At 37.6% G+C, this 15899-nt stretch carries 16 protein-coding genes; 2 read left to right on the top strand and 14 right to left on the bottom strand.

The window, feature by feature from the left end:
• Positions 1 to 42 precede the first annotated feature (42 nt).
• The 10 genes from H346_RS0108845 to rplK form a co-directional block, all read right to left on the bottom strand.
• Positions 43 to 1101, bottom strand: a complete 1059-nt coding sequence (locus H346_RS0108845) for a PhoH family protein (RefSeq protein ID WP_027970775.1) — start codon at positions 1099 to 1101, stop codon at positions 43 to 45.
• Positions 1102 to 1577: 476 nt separating this feature from the next.
• Positions 1578 to 2708: a LysM peptidoglycan-binding domain-containing protein gene (locus H346_RS0108850; protein ID WP_027970776.1), complete on the bottom strand. Its 1131-nt coding sequence runs from the start codon at positions 2706 to 2708 to the stop codon at positions 1578 to 1580.
• A gap of 143 nt (positions 2709 to 2851) precedes the next feature.
• Positions 2852 to 3067 carry a YozE family protein gene (locus H346_RS0108855; RefSeq protein ID WP_027970777.1) on the bottom strand — a complete coding sequence of 72 codons (216 nt, stop codon included), beginning with the start codon at positions 3065 to 3067 and terminating at the stop codon, positions 2852 to 2854.
• On the bottom strand, positions 3064 to 3573 hold the full coding sequence (gene msrA, locus H346_RS0108860; protein WP_027970778.1) for a peptide-methionine (S)-S-oxide reductase MsrA: 510 nt from the start codon (positions 3571 to 3573) through the stop codon (positions 3064 to 3066). Before msrA ends, H346_RS0108855 begins: the two co-directional genes overlap by 4 nt.
• A gap of 312 nt (positions 3574 to 3885) precedes the next feature.
• Entirely contained in the window at positions 3886 to 4509 is a 624-nt protein-coding gene (locus tag H346_RS0108865; RefSeq protein WP_027970779.1) for a hypothetical protein, read from the bottom strand.
• 326 nt (positions 4510 to 4835) lie between these two features.
• Positions 4836 to 5690 (bottom strand): CvfB family protein, encoded by an 855-nt coding sequence (locus tag H346_RS0108870; protein ID WP_027970780.1) that lies wholly within the window; start codon positions 5688 to 5690, stop codon positions 4836 to 4838.
• A gap of 122 nt (positions 5691 to 5812) precedes the next feature.
• Positions 5813 to 6370 (bottom strand): ribosome recycling factor, encoded by a 558-nt coding sequence (gene frr, locus H346_RS0108875; protein ID WP_027970781.1) that lies wholly within the window; start codon positions 6368 to 6370, stop codon positions 5813 to 5815.
• 26 nt (positions 6371 to 6396) lie between these two features.
• On the bottom strand, positions 6397 to 7125 hold the full coding sequence (pyrH, locus tag H346_RS0108880) for a UMP kinase (protein ID WP_027970782.1): 729 nt from the start codon (positions 7123 to 7125) through the stop codon (positions 6397 to 6399).
• Positions 7126 to 7838: 713 nt separating this feature from the next.
• Positions 7839 to 8528 carry a 50S ribosomal protein L1 gene (rplA, locus tag H346_RS0108885; protein ID WP_027970783.1) on the bottom strand — a complete coding sequence of 230 codons (690 nt, stop codon included), beginning with the start codon at positions 8526 to 8528 and terminating at the stop codon, positions 7839 to 7841.
• A 103-nt stretch (positions 8529 to 8631) separates the two neighbouring features.
• Positions 8632 to 9057 carry a 50S ribosomal protein L11 gene (gene rplK / locus H346_RS0108890; RefSeq protein ID WP_027970784.1) on the bottom strand — a complete coding sequence of 142 codons (426 nt, stop codon included), beginning with the start codon at positions 9055 to 9057 and terminating at the stop codon, positions 8632 to 8634.
• Positions 9058 to 9293: 236 nt separating this feature from the next.
• Between rplK and H346_RS0108895 the strand changes: the two genes are divergently transcribed.
• Positions 9294 to 9647: a DUF3397 family protein gene (locus tag H346_RS0108895; RefSeq protein ID WP_027970785.1), complete on the top strand. Its 354-nt coding sequence runs from the start codon at positions 9294 to 9296 to the stop codon at positions 9645 to 9647.
• A gap of 82 nt (positions 9648 to 9729) precedes the next feature.
• Here the strand turns inward: H346_RS0108895 and H346_RS0108900 are convergent, their stop codons facing one another.
• On the bottom strand, positions 9730 to 12099 hold the full coding sequence (locus tag H346_RS0108900; RefSeq protein WP_027970786.1) for a DNA translocase FtsK: 2370 nt from the start codon (positions 12097 to 12099) through the stop codon (positions 9730 to 9732).
• 256 nt (positions 12100 to 12355) lie between these two features.
• On the opposite strand from H346_RS0108900, the gene H346_RS0108905 reads away from it, so the two are divergent.
• Positions 12356 to 13162 carry a peptidylprolyl isomerase gene (locus tag H346_RS0108905; protein WP_027970787.1) on the top strand — a complete coding sequence of 269 codons (807 nt, stop codon included), beginning with the start codon at positions 12356 to 12358 and terminating at the stop codon, positions 13160 to 13162.
• Positions 13163 to 13288: 126 nt separating this feature from the next.
• On the opposite strand, the gene H346_RS0108910 is transcribed toward H346_RS0108905, so the two are convergent.
• The 3 genes from H346_RS0108910 to H346_RS0108920 all read right to left on the bottom strand — a co-directional run bounded on the left by H346_RS0108910 (position 13289) and on the right by H346_RS0108920 (position 15864).
• Positions 13289 to 14143 (bottom strand): metal ABC transporter permease, encoded by an 855-nt coding sequence (locus tag H346_RS0108910; protein ID WP_027970788.1) that lies wholly within the window; start codon positions 14141 to 14143, stop codon positions 13289 to 13291.
• Positions 14144 to 14869, bottom strand: coding sequence for a metal ABC transporter ATP-binding protein (locus H346_RS0108915; RefSeq protein ID WP_027970789.1), 726 nt, complete (start codon positions 14867 to 14869; stop codon positions 14144 to 14146).
• 62 nt (positions 14870 to 14931) lie between these two features.
• Positions 14932 to 15864: a metal ABC transporter substrate-binding protein gene (locus tag H346_RS0108920; protein WP_027970790.1), complete on the bottom strand. Its 933-nt coding sequence runs from the start codon at positions 15862 to 15864 to the stop codon at positions 14932 to 14934.
• Positions 15865 to 15899: the final 35 nt, after the last annotated feature.

The raw sequence follows: 15899 nt of genomic DNA on the forward strand, positions 1-15899 counted from the left end.
CCAAACCTCCTTGACAAAAAACTCTTCTAAGCGAAGAGTTTCTTATAAATGATCATTTTTTGGTACTTCACCAATAATATCATATCTTGTTAACCCTGATGTTTTTTGCTCTTGCTGTGAAGCACTTGCAAAATTGGTAGCTGCATCTGAGTCAGTCTCGTAAGCCTTAATAATATCTGCAACGACAGGATGACGAACAACATCCTTGGCAGAGAAATAAACAAAATCGATTTGTTTGATTGTACGCAATTTTTGCATGGCATCAATAAGACCTGACTTAACGTGACGTGGCAAATCAATTTGGCTAATGTCACCATTCACAATCATTTTAGAATTAAAGCCCAAACGGGTTAAGAACATTTTCATCTGCATAATAGTGGTGTTTTGAGCTTCATCCAAAATCACAAAAGCATCTTCCAAGGTTCGACCACGCATGTAAGCTAAGGGAGCAATTTCAATAATTTCACGTTCCATTAAACGGCTGGTCTGTTCTTTACCTAGAATTTGATACAAGGCATCATAAACTGGTCTTAGATAAGGGTCAACCTTTTCTTTTAAATCTCCTGGTAAAAATCCTAAGCTTTCGCCAGCTTCAACAGCAGGTCTCGTTAAGATAATTCGCTTAATCTGTCCCCGCTTGAGAGCTGTTATCGCTAAAGTAACAGCAAGAAACGTTTTTCCTGTTCCAGCAGGACCAACACCAAATACCACATCATGCGTCTTAATACTATCAACATACGTTTTTTGCCCTAAGGTTTTGACCCGAATGGGTTTACCGTAATTATCTTTAATGATTTCTTCTTCATAAAGGGCAACAAATTGATCAATCTTGTCAGATTCAGCCATCGAAAGAGCCGTTACCACATCTGAAGTATTAACAACCATTCCACGACCAACCAACACCAAAAGTGCTTGAATGGTTAAACGTGACAAACGAACAGCTTCTTGATCATCACTAATAATCTGAACCCTTTCTGTTCTAGCATGGATTATAACACCTAGATGATCTTCTATTAATTTTAGATGACGTTCATTTGTCCCAAAAAGTGCCAAAACGTCATCAGGATGATTTAAGGTAATTTCAATAGAATACTCCTGCAAATAGAGTTCCTCTTTCTTTTAATCTTTACTAATGTTATTATAACAAATTTTAGCCGTCAATGTGGGATTAAAACAGATTCCACTGCGTTTATCTGACAACCTTTGACGCCCCTCAACAAGACAGCCCTTGTCAACTGTTGTGTAACCATTCTAAAATAGCTAAAGCCTATTGAATCCTCTGATAGCAAAGAAACTTGCTGTCTCACATTAAAGACTGTCATACTCCTGATCAAAGACAAACTATGGTTAGGTATTATCATTAAGAACAGCTAAGTGCGATTTAGAGTCATCAATGGGCAAATGCTTTTAATTAAAATCATTTGGTTCCTTAGACTGAGATTTCAAAAACAGTATCAACTCCGCACGCCTAAACATATTCTAAATCCTCTACAAACTTAAAAAGATTGAAGAAAATGGGCCTAAAATAGACTTTTTCTTCAACCTGAAGCTATTACAAATAATTTCAAGCGTATGGCTTAGCCATTAAATGATACGTGAACATGGTCATAATGATTTTCTGTGACACTACCACGATCTGGCATTGGATTCCAAGTGTTCGCAGGTCCATAAATACTTGGAAACGGTGCATAGAATCTTTGTTTCCAGATAATATATGAAATACCACGTTCTGCCATATGATCAATCGCATATTGTGCCACTTGGTCACCAAGTACTGAATTTTCATGAACCATAAAGTCAATCGCCAAACCTTTACCGTGGTCACCTGGATCACCTGGACGATACCCACTAAATGATGTAATACCAAAGGTAGATGCAACTTCTTCCTTAAAACTAGCTGTTTGTGGTTGAAGTCCAGCATTCATTGGGTTATAGGCATGATTCGGTGCGTAAGACAAGCCATTAGAAGTTGCTATAGTCGTTGCATCCGTTTTTGTAGGTTCCATCGGTGTCACCACTTCTTGAACTGACGTCTCTCTGACTGGAGTCGGTTCGGTAGTCGACTCAACAACAGCTTCAGGAGTAGCTATGGTTTCTTGTCTAACTTGTGACTCCATTGAGGCTTCCACAGCTGGTACAGTAGCTTCTACTTCAGCTGTTTCAGAAATAGTTTCTGTAGGAACTGATTTAAAAGTAGGAACGTTTGCTTGAGCCATTTGAGCAGCTGGCGCTGAGCCACCACTACTTGTTGTTTCTCTAGCTGGAGCCACTTGAGTAACATGACTATCCACAGCTGACAGATCATTAACAGTAACCGTTTTTTCATCAAAAGTTACTTGGTTCGTTTTCAAGTCAGCACTTGCTGTCTTTGTGCCATCTTGTGCAGAAGATGGTGTCGCAACAGTTAGTGATGTTGCTTCTTTCTGATCATTATAAGTAGCTGTAATAACCGTCTCTGGGAAAATTAAATCTATATTGGTAATGTGATTAATCTTTCCTAAAACATGCACATCCACTCCCATTGCTTCTGCAATTGTACTTAAAGTATCTCCATATTTAACAGTATAAGTTTGTGTATCGTCAACTAGTCTAATACCTGCTTTAATTTCAGAAACTGAACGAGGTGCCCATTCTAGGGCTTCTGCTGTTACAAGAGGGAACATTGATAAAGCAACTGTTGAGACTAATAAGCTTTTTTTATTAAACATCGGCTGAGCATCCCTTTTCCTTTTCTTCCTTACATTATAGCACATTTTCTTTCAAAAAATAGCCTGTTATTCTTTTGAAAGAAAGTGATGTCAATTTGTAATAATGACTTTTGCTTGTCACTCCCCTATTTAAAAAATGGTTGTTAGTGTGCCAAATACTCTTCCCAAATCTGGTCAAACTGTCCTAAATTAAAAGAAAAGCTAGCTTGGTCTTCTAAATATCGGCTAATGGTTTCAAAGTCATTCGTATGTTTTGGAAAAGTTGTGTCCTCAAAAATGAGTTCCGCTAAAATAGCCACCGGTTCAGACGATTTCGGATTTCTCTGCGTCATTAGCCAGCTATAAAAAGATTTTCTCATTGCCAATTTTCCTCCAAAAAATCATGACGAATAGCGCTGCTTTGAGCATAACGTTGTGGATTTTTCCTATAAAATCCTTGATGACGCTCCTCAGCTAGGTAAAAAGGCGCTGCCGGTTCAATTCTTGTCACGATTGGCTGTTCAAAGCGGCCTGAAGCTTGCAAAATAGCTTTTGAGTGCTCTGCAATTTCCTTTTGAGCCTCAGTTACATAATAAATCACTGGGCGGTAGTTATTGCCACGGTCCTCAAACTGACCAAAAGCATCGGTTGGATCCGTCTGTGCCCAGTAGAGCTCCACCAAATCATGATAACTTATCACTTTCGGATTAAAAATAATCTCTACTGCTTCTGTATGACCTGTCGTTTTTGAACAAACTTGTTCATAGGTGGGATTTGGAACATGCCCACCTGTATAGCCACTTCTAACCGATAAAATCCCTTTTTGTTCCTCAAAAGGTTGTACCATGCACCAGAAACACCCTCCTGCAAAAATCGCTCTTTCCATGATTCATTCTTCCTTTTTTAATTTAAATTAATGATCTCATTGTAACAAAAATAGGAAAAAGGCTCAATGGCATGGTCTCTAAGACAATTTCCTAATATTTTACTGAGAAATCAGAACAAAAACATCAGAACCATTTTAAGAATTTACTCAAGTCTACTGTTTTTATCAAACAAACTGTTAAGACTAAAGAACAGAAAAATACTCTACATCACTTATTTATTAAAAGTTGTCCACAAAATCCCTCTGGTTGGCTGACAAGAGGGGTAAGAATACTTTCTTTTATTGCTTTCATGAAATAAACTTAGCTAATGTTTATATCAACCAATCTGTAAAATTCCACCAACTGTCTTGGATACTATCCTCAAGCCGTTGATACCACGTTTTAGCAATTTCTTTCTCAATAGCTCTCTTGAACAAGTTTTCAGCATAGCTTTGCTCTTCCTTTTTTCGTTGCTTGTCTTGAGCAGTTTTCACATTAATGTAAACGAGCTGCCCAAAAAGGATATTACCATCATCTGCAAAAGATAGCGTTATATAATCCCCTTCTTGCAGTGGCTTCTCTAGCTGAACGGTAACGTTCCCACCACCATCTGCACGATAACCACTGACGGTCCACTTTTTCCCTTCACAACTACTAGAGTTAGAATTACTTTGTCTCTCTAATTCAGAGCAAGGAACCTCATAATTTCGATTACCTGGTTTTTTAACCTTATTATCATTACTTGATGTTATAGAAGCATACACATAAGCATACGGTTCTACATTAACATTAATCGTTTGGTCCCCAACTCTAAAAGGCTTAACAGTCACACCAGATAAACGTTGTTGCCCCTCAGGTTGAAACAAGGTTGTATTGTCATCAGCTTTTACCGGTATTAATAACAAGCTCACTAAAATACAAACACTTAAAATGAGCCATACTTTTTTTATTTTCATTTATTATCTCCTGGAAACATTAACTTAATTAGTATATACCAATTTTATTAAAAATTCAATCTTTAGAAGTCTCTGTTAATACCAATAAAGGGAAAAAGGCAGTCTCTCACACTGAATCTAGATAACAGCAGTCATCAACACCTCACTCTAAACAAGATGAAATCAAAGAAAAAGTCCAAACCCTAACCGTTAGATTTTATGCCTAACTTTCATCAACATTTTCGTTTCAAAGAACAACTAAAAACTCCTAGAAACATTGACAAAACAACACTTCTAGGAGTTATCATTGATATTTTCTCATAAGACTAACTAATTTATAACCATTTTCAGATTAATTCAGTGCCTGTAGAATCTTGCCTTACTCGTTTTGCTTTCATTAGACCTCCCAAGGCTTTTTTGAATTGACCTTTTGAAATACCAAAAGTTGCCTTGATGTCATCTGGATCGGACTTATCGTTTAGGGTCATGAAACCACCATTAGCTTCCAAATACGTTAGAATCATCTGAGCATCGTTTTCTAACATTTCAAAAGAACGAGGTTTAAGTGAAAGGTTAAGGGTGCGATCAACATCTCTAAAGCCAATAACACGAGTATCCAAAACTTGTCCCAAACGCGGCTCTGCATAACGCTCACTAGGGTGAATAAAACCTAACATATTATTTTCAGGCAAATAAACAAACGTCCCTGTCAGTTTTAAACGGTAAACAATCGCTTGCCAATTTTGATTTTGCATATTGTCATAAGCGGCAGCAGCCATCTTGTGAAATACTTCTGGTTCTGCTGGAAGTCCCCAGATACGATCTTTTTTATCAACGGTTAATTTGATATAGAGCCTATCACCTTTTTTAGGCCATAACGCTTTCATCTCAGGCAAAACATCCAAAGAAACTGCAATTTCTTTATCTGGAATCCCTGTATCTACAAAAACACCCAGATCTCGGCGCACCTCAGTCACTTCTCCCCAACCATAACTTGTTTTTGTCGAAACAATTTCTTTGGTCGTCAGACGAAGCTTTTGGTTCATATCGGTATAAACAAAACCTGTTACCATATCACCAATCTGATGATCACCTTCTTTTTTAGCCAAAGCAAAAATTAATCCTTCTTTTTGGACAAAGTAGAAGTGATCGTTTGCTTCTCTAACCAAACCAGTAACCACTGTTGCTAATAATTCATTCATATCTTTTTCTCTCTTTTAAAAAATAGGGACAAGTCAAAAACAAACGCTTTCGGAATTGTCACCTACTTTCTTGATCTTTATTATTCTACCATAGAATAGTGGTCTTGCCATTGCAAGTAGTATTAAACTGAAAGCAATTCTTTTTCTTTTTCTGCCGTCATGTGATCAATTTCTTTGATGGCATCATCTGTTGCTTTTTGAATGTCTTTTTCCAATGTTTTTAGTTCATCTTCAGTGATTTCTTTGGCTTTTTCTTGTTTCTTAGCGTCGTCCATAGCATCACGACGGATGTTACGGATTGAAATCTTAGCATTCTCACCAACTTTTTTCACTTCTTTGGCTAATTCTTTACGTGTTTCTTCTGTCAAGGCAGGAATAACCAAACGAATCACAGAACCATCGTTAGCAGGTGTAATTCCTAAATCAGAAGCATTGATGGCGCGCTCAATATCTTTAATTGATGATTTGTCAAATGGTGAAATCAAAAGCACTCTTGCCTCTGGTACTGTGATAGAAGCAAGCTGATTCAAAGGGGTTGGAGCACCATAATACTCAACTTGGATACGATCCAAAAGACTAGCATTGGCACGACCTGCACGAATACTTGCGTACTCGCGTGACAATGAGTGGTGGGATTGTGCAAAACGTTCTTTTGCAGTTTCAATAATAGCATTTGCCATGATAAATACTCTCTTTCTTCTAAAACTTAATCACAAACCTTGTTTGATACCGTTGTGCCAATATGTTCGCCAAAGACAACACGTTTAATATTGCCAGTTTCGTTCATATTAAAGACAACCAAATCAATATCGTTATCCATAGATAGGGTCGACGCAGTCGCATCCATAATTTTAAGCCCTCGCTTGATGACTTCACCGTGGGTCAATTCATCAAATTTAACAGCATTGGCATCCTTTCTCGGATCAGCATTGTAGACACCATCAACACCATTTTTAGCCATCAAAATAGCATCTGCCTCAATTTCAGCCGCACGAAGGGCAGCTGTTGTATCGGTTGAAAAATAAGGCGATCCAATACCGGCACCAAAAACAACGATCCGATTTTTCTCCAAGTGACGTAACGCACGCCCGCGAATATAGGGTTCAGCTACATTTTGCATTGGAATAGCTGTCTGAACACGCGTATCAACACCGTAATGTTGAAGACTATCAGCCATCACTAGGGCATTCATAACAGTTCCAAGCATTCCAGTGTAGTCTGCTTGCACACGGTCCATTCCAGCTTCAGCAGCAGGTTCTCCCCGCCAGAGATTACCACCACCGATAACAAGAGCAATCTGTACCCCTGAAATGTGAACTTCAGCAATTTCCTTAGCAATGGACTGAACCGTTGGGATGTCAATACCGACACCTTTTTCACCCGCCAATGCTTCACCCGATAGTTTAATTAAAATGCGTTGATATTTAGGTTCCACTATTATTATCTCCTTATTTCGTCCTTACCATTCTACCATAAAATATAAAATGGCTCTACTACATCCCCGATAAAATTTCTTGCTAAGTTACTCTAATGCCTTGTAAGCTTACTTCCTTTACTTAGCTAATAAACAGCAAATTTCAAGATAATAACTAGACAAAGTCCGACCCACAGATGCATCTAAATTTCTGACCCTGCCCTACCTTATTGAGCTACCCCCTAAAACAACCCTTTTTATAGGCATTATAAAAACAGAAATACCAACTATAGCCAACAAATAGAGAGTAATTATTCTTAGGTAAGAATCATTGTCTTTAATAAAAATTTAGTAGCTGCTAAAAATTTCTTCTCTCCTTTTACTAATCCTTAGGGCTCATCTCCCCATTAAAAAGCTTGTTATTATAACTAAATTTTTCTGTCCTTCGTTTTAAAAATAGGGAAGTTCAAAAGGCAACAATGACTAAAAGATTACCCCGTCACTTTCCTATTTGTGACAACAATTTTGAAGGAAAAGTAAACAATTAGAGATCCCATTAGAATTTATAAACGAATCAGTCTGATAGAGAGATTGTGACTTATAATATTGCTCTATCTGCATTTTTAATGGTATTTAATTATCCTTTACAAAAGAAAAAGGTTGAAGAAAATAACCCAGAATAGATTTTTTCTTCAACCTGAAGCTAGATAGTATGTTTAGCTTCTCAGTGATTTTTAGAGGGAATTAACATCTACCTTGATACCAACACCTTGTGTTGAGGTGATTGACACATTTGTCATATAGGTACCTTTAGATGTTGCCGGTTTCGCTTTAGCCATAACATCATGAAAGGCCTTGAAGTTTTCAACCAACTTATCAGCATCAAAGGATACTTTACCAATAAGTGCCTGTACATTACCTGCTTTATCTGCACGGTAAGTGATTTTACCACCTTTAGACTCTTCAACTGCTTTAGCAACGTCCATTGTTACCGTACCAGTTTTAGGGTTTGGCATCAAGTTACGAGGTCCAAGGACACGTCCAAGACGACCTACGATAGCCATCATATCTGGTGTTGCAATAACAACATCAAAATCAAGCCATCCACCGTTAATTTTAGCAACAAGGTCATCTTCTCCAACGAAGTCTGCACCAGCTGCTTTTGCTTCTTCAGCTTTTGCACCACGGGCAAAAACAAGAACACGTTGAGTTTTACCAGTTCCATTTGGCAATACCATTGCCCCACGGATTTGTTGGTCAGCCTTACGAACATCAATGTTCAAATTGTAAGCCACTTCAACAGATGCATCAAATTTTGCGAAATTAGTTTCTTTTACCAATGCTACAGCTTCTTCTACACTGTACGCTTTTGTGCTGTCAACTTTTTCAAGTGCTGCACGCATTTGTTTGCTTTTTTTAGCCATTTTATCTTCTCCTTGTAATGTGGTCATATCGATTTGATTTAAAATCTCCCACGTCACTCATCTCTTATGATGAAGTCGTGCGGGTAATAGGGTTTCTTACTGATTAGTCAGTAACAGTGAATCCCATAGAACGAGCAGTACCTTCGATCATACGCACTGCAGCTTCAATGTTTGCAGCGTTCAAATCTGGCATCTTAGTTTCAGCAATCTCTTGTACTTGTGCACGCGTAACTGTCGCAACTTTAGTTTTGTTAGGGGTACCTGACCCTTTTTCAACACCTGCAGCTTTTTTCAAAAGAACAGCAGCTGGTGGTGTCTTCGTAATGAAATCAAATGATTTATCTTCATACACTGAGATAACAACTGGGATAATCATACCAGCTTGATCAGCTGTACGAGCATTAAATTCCTTAGTGAATCCCATGATATTGATACCTGCTTGACCAAGAGCTGGTCCAACCGGTGGAGCTGGGGTCGCTTTACCAGCAGGGATTTGAAGTTTTACAAGTTTTTCGACTTTTTTAGCCATTTTAAAAATCCTCCTGTTGTGGTTTTGGCGGTAATTAAGATTTTTACCTCCCACAGATATGCAACAATGCATACTCTACCATTATAGCCTATTGCCAAAATAAATCAAGTATTTTATTAAAAATATATCGACTCATCACCAAACTATCCCAAATGAGCCATTCCACCACTAACAAAAAAGAGACTAGAAAATATATGGTAGTTTACAAGTAAGTTATTTGGGTATAAAATAGACTTATGATCATTTATAAATTAACTGCTTTAGCCTTAATACTATTAACACCACTTTTTGCTATGATTTTAACAAGCCTTTTTAGACTGGGGAAAAAAGGAATAAAATTTCCAGATTTAGCACTTATTCTCTTTGCTATTGAAATCGTACTTGTCTCTGGAAAATTTTTCACCCACAATTTACTACCTTACTATCTCATTATCATGTCTTTATTAGCCATAGTTATTTCTCTTTTGTTAGTTATCCGAAGTCAACATTTTTCTTATCATCGTTTTATGAAACTCTTTTGGCGAGTAGGATTTTTGATCACCTTTTTCTTCTATTTTATTTTAGTTTTTTTTATCTTTACATTGGTTTAAAGCCCAAATAGTTCTGCTATGCGAACTACACAGACAAGCCCTCCCACCCAATATGCCACTAAAGGAGCTCAAAGGCTCTTTTTTAATTGGTTTGTAAAACTTTACGAGGTTTTGTTCCTTCTGCTGGTCCGATAACGCCTGCTTCTTCGAGTTCATCCATTAAGCGAGTTGCTCGGTTAAAGCCAACCGATAAGCGCCTTTGAATCATTGAAGCGCTAGCCTTTTGCGTTTCTAAAACTAGTGCTTTTGCCTCTTCAAAAAGAGGGTCCCCCTCAGAAGCTCCGCCATTCCCAGAAAGCTCATTTTCAGAATCACTAACCTCACCCGGATCGAAACTATCATCATAATCTGCTTCTGCTTGCGCCTTAATAAAATTCACAATGCATTCCACATCATCATCTGAGATGAATGACCCTTGTAAACGAACAGGGTGATTTTCATCAATCGGTTTGAAGAGCATATCGCCACGCCCCAATAATTTTTCTGCACCGTTCTCATCAAGAATGGTACGACTATCTGTTCCTGAGGACACGGCAAAAGCAATCCGAGATGGAACATTGGCCTTAATCAATCCAGAAATAACATCAACGGAGGGTCTTTGAGTTGCTAGAATCATGTGAATCCCCGCTGCACGCGCCTTTTGTCCCAAGCGAATAATAGCATCTTCCACTTCTTTGCTAGCCACCATCATCAAGTCAGCCAATTCATCTACAATCACAACAATAAGTGGCAATGGTATTTGTTTTTGATCCGACTGCTTGTTGTAGTCTTCAATTTTTGCATTGTAACCAACAAGATTACGAACCCCAATCTTACTAAAAAGTTCGTAACGGTTTTCCATCTCATCCACAACCTTTTGCAATGCCTTACTGGCTTTACGAGGGTTGGTCACTACAGGAATAAGCAGGTGAGGAATATCATTATAGACTGACAGCTCAACCATTTTAGGATCTATCATCAAGAATTTAACTTGGTCCGGTCTAGCTTTCATCAAAATACTTGAAATAATACCATTAACCGCAACCGACTTCCCAGAACCTGTTGAACCAGCCACTAGCAAGTGAGGCATCCGAGTTAAATCAAAACTTCTGGCACTGCCATTAACAGCTTTTCCAAGAGGCACTTCTAATAAGTTGGCATCTGAAGTATTTGACTGCTCCCAAAGTTCACGGAAAGACACCATTGCAATTTCAGAATTAGGAACCTCAATACCAACCAAGGATTTTCCTGGAATAGGTGCCTCAATACGAACATCCTTAGCGGCTAAAGCCAGTGCTAAATCATCCGCTAAATTCGAAATACGATTAACTCGAATCCCGACAGCCGGTTTGATTTCGTACTTGGTAACCGAAGGACCAATCTCTGCTCGCTCAACTTTGACCGAAATTCCAAAACTTTGGAAAGTGTCTTCAAGCACCTTAATATTTTTACGAACAAGCATTTTCTCTTTAGATTGATTTTTAGGTTTATCCGCAGCAAATAAATCAATAGTCGGCAATTTGTAAAGCAAGCTTGTTTTAGGGGTGAAATCCACCTCAACAGCATCATCTGTTTCTGTTTCTTCTATAGATGCTGGCAATTCTTCAAAAAAGACTTCCTGATCCAAAAGGCTATCAACATTTTCTTCAAAAGAAGGATGGGACTCATAAGCAAGAATTTCTGGTTCTGAAGGAGTCAAATGAGTGCTATCTTGTTCGTACTCTTCTGGGATCTCTGCCATTTCTCCTGTATCAGGATCAACCATCATTTCAGCAAAGCGTTTCTCCCCATTAGCTTCTCTTTCCAAACGTTCTTGTTTTTCCAATAATTTGCGTTCTTCTCGCTCAATAAAACGTTTTTCCTTATTTTTCCGATAAGCGACTTCAAATGTCTCATAGCAAGCTTTTGCAAAATGACCAATATCATAAATATCCCAAGGTGTCATTAAGAACAAACCAAGTAAAATAAAAAGAAAACCAATGAAATAAGAACCAATATTAGAAAACAAGAAAGAAACCGGCTTGTAGAGCAATGCTCCTACCATACCACCACCAACAAATTCATCAACTCGAAAAGCCAGCAAATCTTTCATGATAAGCTTAGCCGTTCCCCGAAAAATTTCTTGGTGAAGCATTTTAGGCATGGCAAACAAATAAGCATGCCATTCAATCAAAATTCCTAAAAAAGCAATGATAAAACCAGCAATCAAACCGTCTTTTTGTTGCAACCACTTAAAGAAAAAGAGATAAAACAAAAGAGCTAGTATAAAGGGATATGCCAAACCACCAACCATAAAACGAATGACATTATAAGTCGTAATGCCGAAAACACCTAGATGAAGCATCGCAAAGACCAGCAAAATCGCTAGTAAAATAGAAGAAATCATCCTTTTAATAGCACGCTGCTTTTCAATTTCTACTTTTGTTAAGCGCTTCTTAGGCGCACTTTTTTTTCTTTGTGTTCTTTTAACCATAAGCATATTATACCATTTTTTAAGCATTAAGAAATAGAAGCTTTAGAGTCATTTTGAGTTTTCCTTTTTCGGTTTATGTTATAATAACAGTCGTAGCATCGTTAGTTTAAGATATTACTAGTTAAATAGCAAATGCCACACAACTAACATCTCACCAGTATCGCTTAATCACTTAAAACGCCTAATTTCTGTTGACTTAACTGCTTTTTTCGTCTCTTTTATGTTAAAATAAAGAAAATGATTCTTAGGAGTACATATGAAAAAATTACTATCTTTCAGCTTGTTAGCTATTAGTTTCCTTAGTTTGAGTGCCTGTGAGTCCATCGACCATGCCATTAAGGGCGACAAATACGTCAATGAAAAAATAGCCAAAAAAGAAAGTGAAGCAGCTTCTAAAGCCTATGAAGAAAAAATCCAAAAAGCTCTTAAGGCTGACGCTAGCCAATTCCCACAATTAACGAAAGAAGTTGGCAAAGATGAAGCTGAAGTCATTATGAAAACTAGTCAAGGGAACATTACCCTTAAATTATTTCCTAAATATGCCCCACTTGCTGTTGAAAATTTCCTCACACATGCTAAAAACGGCTATTACAACAAAACGACTTTCCATCGTGTGATCAATGACTTTATGATTCAAGCTGGCGATCCAAATGGTGATGGAACCGGAGGAGAATCTATCTGGAAAGGGAAAGATTCTAAAAAAGATGCCGGAAATGGCTTTGTTAACGAAATTTCTCCATTTCTATATAATATTCGCGGCGCACTTTCTATGGCAAATGCTGGCGCCAACACCAACGGTAGTCAATTTTTTATTAATCAAAACAAGAAAAATCAAAGCAAGGCACTTTCAAGGAAAAATTATCCAAAACCAATCCTTTCAGCCTATGAACAAGGTGGAAATCCTAGCTTAGATGGTGGCTACACTGTTTTTGGTCACGTGATTGAAGGCATGGATGTAGTTGACAAGATTGCTAGTACCACAATCGCTCAAAACGATAAGCCCAAAGAAAACATTACCATTATTTCCATCGAAGTGGTTAAAGATTATAACTTTAAAAAATAGTGAAAAATCCTCCCTAACAACCATCAGCGGTCTATGCTTGTGGTTGTTTTTTAACGATAACAAAAATCCTGAAACAATCATTCTTGGAATAAAACTGCTTCAGGATTCTTATTATTTTATAGAAAATTAAATTGATTTTCTCATTTTGATAACCAATTTTTTGAAATAGCCTTGTTTAGGCGAGATAAAAAAACTGATTAGGAAAATGGCTGCTGATGTCAATACAATGCTTGAACCTGCTGCAATATTGAACGTGTACCCTAGGTAAAGTCCTAAAATTGAGGTTAAGGCACCCAAAGATGAAGAGATGACCAGCATTACTTTTAAGCTATTCGCATAAAGATAGGCTGTAGCAGCTGGTGTAATCAACAAAGCAACAATCAGGATTGTTCCTACGCTTTGCATGGCAGTGACTGCTACCAAGGTTAATAAAATCATCAAAAGGTAATGATACGCATTAACATTCATCCCCATTGATTTTGCTAGAATAGGATCAAAAGAAGTTATCAACAGTTCTTTAAAGAAGAGAATAATAACTCCCAAAACAAAGATCGAAACGCCAATAGTAATCCATTTATCACTATCTTGAACGGCTAAAATATTCCCAAATAAAATATGGAAAAGGTCTGTAGAACTGTTTGCCACACCAATAAGAATAACGCCTAAAGCTAGAAAGGAACTAAAGGTAATTCCTATAGCAGTGTCTCCTTTTATGACAGAATTTTCCTTAATGTAAGTAATAATAATAGAAGCTAGCAAACCAAATGCAACGGCTCCAATAAAAAAATTAATACCTAAAATAAATGATAAAGCAACTCCTGGCAAAACCGCATGAGAAATCGCATCTCCCATTAGTGACATGGATCTAAGGATGATAAAACACCCCACTGCACCTGATACAATTCCAATAATAATTGCTGTTATTAAAGCATTTTGTAAGAAGTGATAGGACATTAAGCCTTCAAAGAATTTCATAGGCATTTACACCATTCCCTTTCCTAAAATCAATTGGTTACCATAGGCTTTTGCCAGGGTGTCTATTGTAAATGTCTCTCCTACAGAACCGTATGCGATCAACGTTTTATTGAGGATGAGCAATTTATCAAAATAGTGCTCTACCTTGCTAAGGTCGTGATGCACAATTAAAATGGTTTTACCAGCATCTCTTAGTTGTTTCAACAATTCTACGATGATCTTTTCACTGACCGAATCAATACCCACAAAAGGTTCATCTAAAAAGATATAATCCGCCTCCTGAATCAAGCATCTCGCAACGAGCATACGCTGAAACTGACCTCCCGAAAGGGATTTAATCGGTCGGTTTCCGTAGCCATCAAGTCCTACTTCTCTAAGGAAGTGGTCTACTTTATCCACTTCTTTTTTGCTGACCCGTCGAAACAGCCCTAATTTGCTATAGGTGCCAAGGGCTACACACTCATTAACCGTGATAGGAAAATTTAAATCAATCCCACTACGTTGTTCAACATAAGCTACGGTATGCCCCAATTTTCGCCCGTCCTTATTATTTACTTTAACTTGACCACTGTAATCTAAAAGATTCAAAATAGCTTTCATCAAAGTTGATTTCCCTGCTCCATTTGGTCCGATGATGCCAATAATGCCTGGACCATTGATTTCGATAGTAATATCTTCTAATACTTTCGTATCACCGTCGTAACTGACCGAAAGATTTTCCGTTTTTATCACGTTTCTCTCCTTTTAACAAAAACAAAGCACAACCCTAAAGTCCGCTGTGCTTTGATCTTATCTTACTTAGCTAAACCTTCAGAAATTTTATCCAAATTCCATTTCATCATAGCATAGTAGCTATCTCCGTCTTTGCCCTTTTTAGCCACCGAATCGGTGAAAATTTCAGAGTAGATAGGAATACCGCTATCTTTTGAGACAGCTTTCATAGGACGTTTATCAACACTTGATTCAACAAAGAGCGCTGATGGTCTTTTCACTTTTAATTTTTCAATTAATGACGAAATTTGATCTGGAGTTCCTTCTTCTTCGGTATTAATTTCCCAAATATAAGCAGATGGAACACCATAGGCTTTTGAAAAGTACTTGAAGCACCCCTCACTAGTGACAATCAATTTTTTGTTTTCTGGGATTGCATTAAATTTCGATTTTGCTTCTTTGTCAAGTTTCTCCAACTTAGCAACATAAGCTTTGAGATTTTTTTCATAAGTTTCCTTATTTTTAGGATCCTTAGCGATTAATTGTTTAGCAATGTTTTTGGCATAAATAATCCCATTTTCTAGATTCAACCAAGCGTGCGGGTCTTCTTTGCCTTTTTCACTTGCCCCCTCCAGATAGATCACCTCTACACCATCAGATACTGCAAAGTAATCTTTGTTTTTTTCCTTTTTAGCATTTTTGACAAGTTTGGTAAACCAAGCTTGACCACCATCTTCAAGGTTAATCCCATTGTAGAAGATCACATCGGCTGCGCTAGTCTTTTCCACATCTTCCGGCAAAGGTTCGTACTCATGTGGGTCTTGACCAATCGGAACAATACTGTGCAAATCAATCTTATCACCTGCGATATTCTTTGTCATATCTGCAATAATCGAATTGGTTGTCACGACTTTGAGTTTATCGCTTTTAGCAGCCTTATTTCCAGTTGCAGAACAAGCTACCAAAAGGAAAACAGACAAAAAGGCTCCTAAAATAAGGCTAATTTTCTTTCTCATCACATATCTCCTTAGGATATATTATATATTTATTT

Origin of the sequence: Streptococcus castoreus DSM 17536, from assembly GCF_000425025.1 — a bacterium.
GTDB lineage: Bacteria > Bacillota > Bacilli > Lactobacillales > Streptococcaceae > Streptococcus > Streptococcus castoreus.

Excerpts from the sequence above, each read along its gene's own strand:
- H346_RS0108850 (WP_027970776.1), bottom strand. The coding sequence starts at position 2,708 with ATGTTTAATAAAAAAAGCTTATTAGTCTCAACAGTTGCTTTATCAATG.
- H346_RS0108855 (WP_027970777.1), bottom strand. The coding sequence starts at position 3,067 with ATGAGAAAATCTTTTTATAGCTGGCTAATGACGCAGAGAAATCCGAAA.
- msrA (WP_027970778.1), bottom strand. The coding sequence starts at position 3,573 with ATGGAAAGAGCGATTTTTGCAGGAGGGTGTTTCTGGTGCATGGTACAA.
- H346_RS0108865 (WP_027970779.1), bottom strand. The coding sequence starts at position 4,509 with ATGAAAATAAAAAAAGTATGGCTCATTTTAAGTGTTTGTATTTTAGTG.
- H346_RS0108870 (WP_027970780.1), bottom strand. The coding sequence starts at position 5,690 with ATGAATGAATTATTAGCAACAGTGGTTACTGGTTTGGTTAGAGAAGCA.
- frr (WP_027970781.1), bottom strand. The coding sequence starts at position 6,370 with ATGGCAAATGCTATTATTGAAACTGCAAAAGAACGTTTTGCACAATCC.
- rplA (WP_027970783.1), bottom strand. The coding sequence starts at position 8,528 with ATGGCTAAAAAAAGCAAACAAATGCGTGCAGCACTTGAAAAAGTTGAC.
- rplK (WP_027970784.1), bottom strand. The coding sequence starts at position 9,057 with ATGGCTAAAAAAGTCGAAAAACTTGTAAAACTTCAAATCCCTGCTGGT.
- H346_RS0108895 (WP_027970785.1), top strand. The coding sequence starts at position 9,294 with ATGATCATTTATAAATTAACTGCTTTAGCCTTAATACTATTAACACCA.
- H346_RS0108900 (WP_027970786.1), bottom strand. The coding sequence starts at position 12,099 with ATGGTTAAAAGAACACAAAGAAAAAAAAGTGCGCCTAAGAAGCGCTTA.
- H346_RS0108905 (WP_027970787.1), top strand. The coding sequence starts at position 12,356 with ATGAAAAAATTACTATCTTTCAGCTTGTTAGCTATTAGTTTCCTTAGT.
- H346_RS0108910 (WP_027970788.1), bottom strand. The coding sequence starts at position 14,143 with ATGCCTATGAAATTCTTTGAAGGCTTAATGTCCTATCACTTCTTACAA.
- H346_RS0108920 (WP_027970790.1), bottom strand. The coding sequence starts at position 15,864 with ATGAGAAAGAAAATTAGCCTTATTTTAGGAGCCTTTTTGTCTGTTTTC.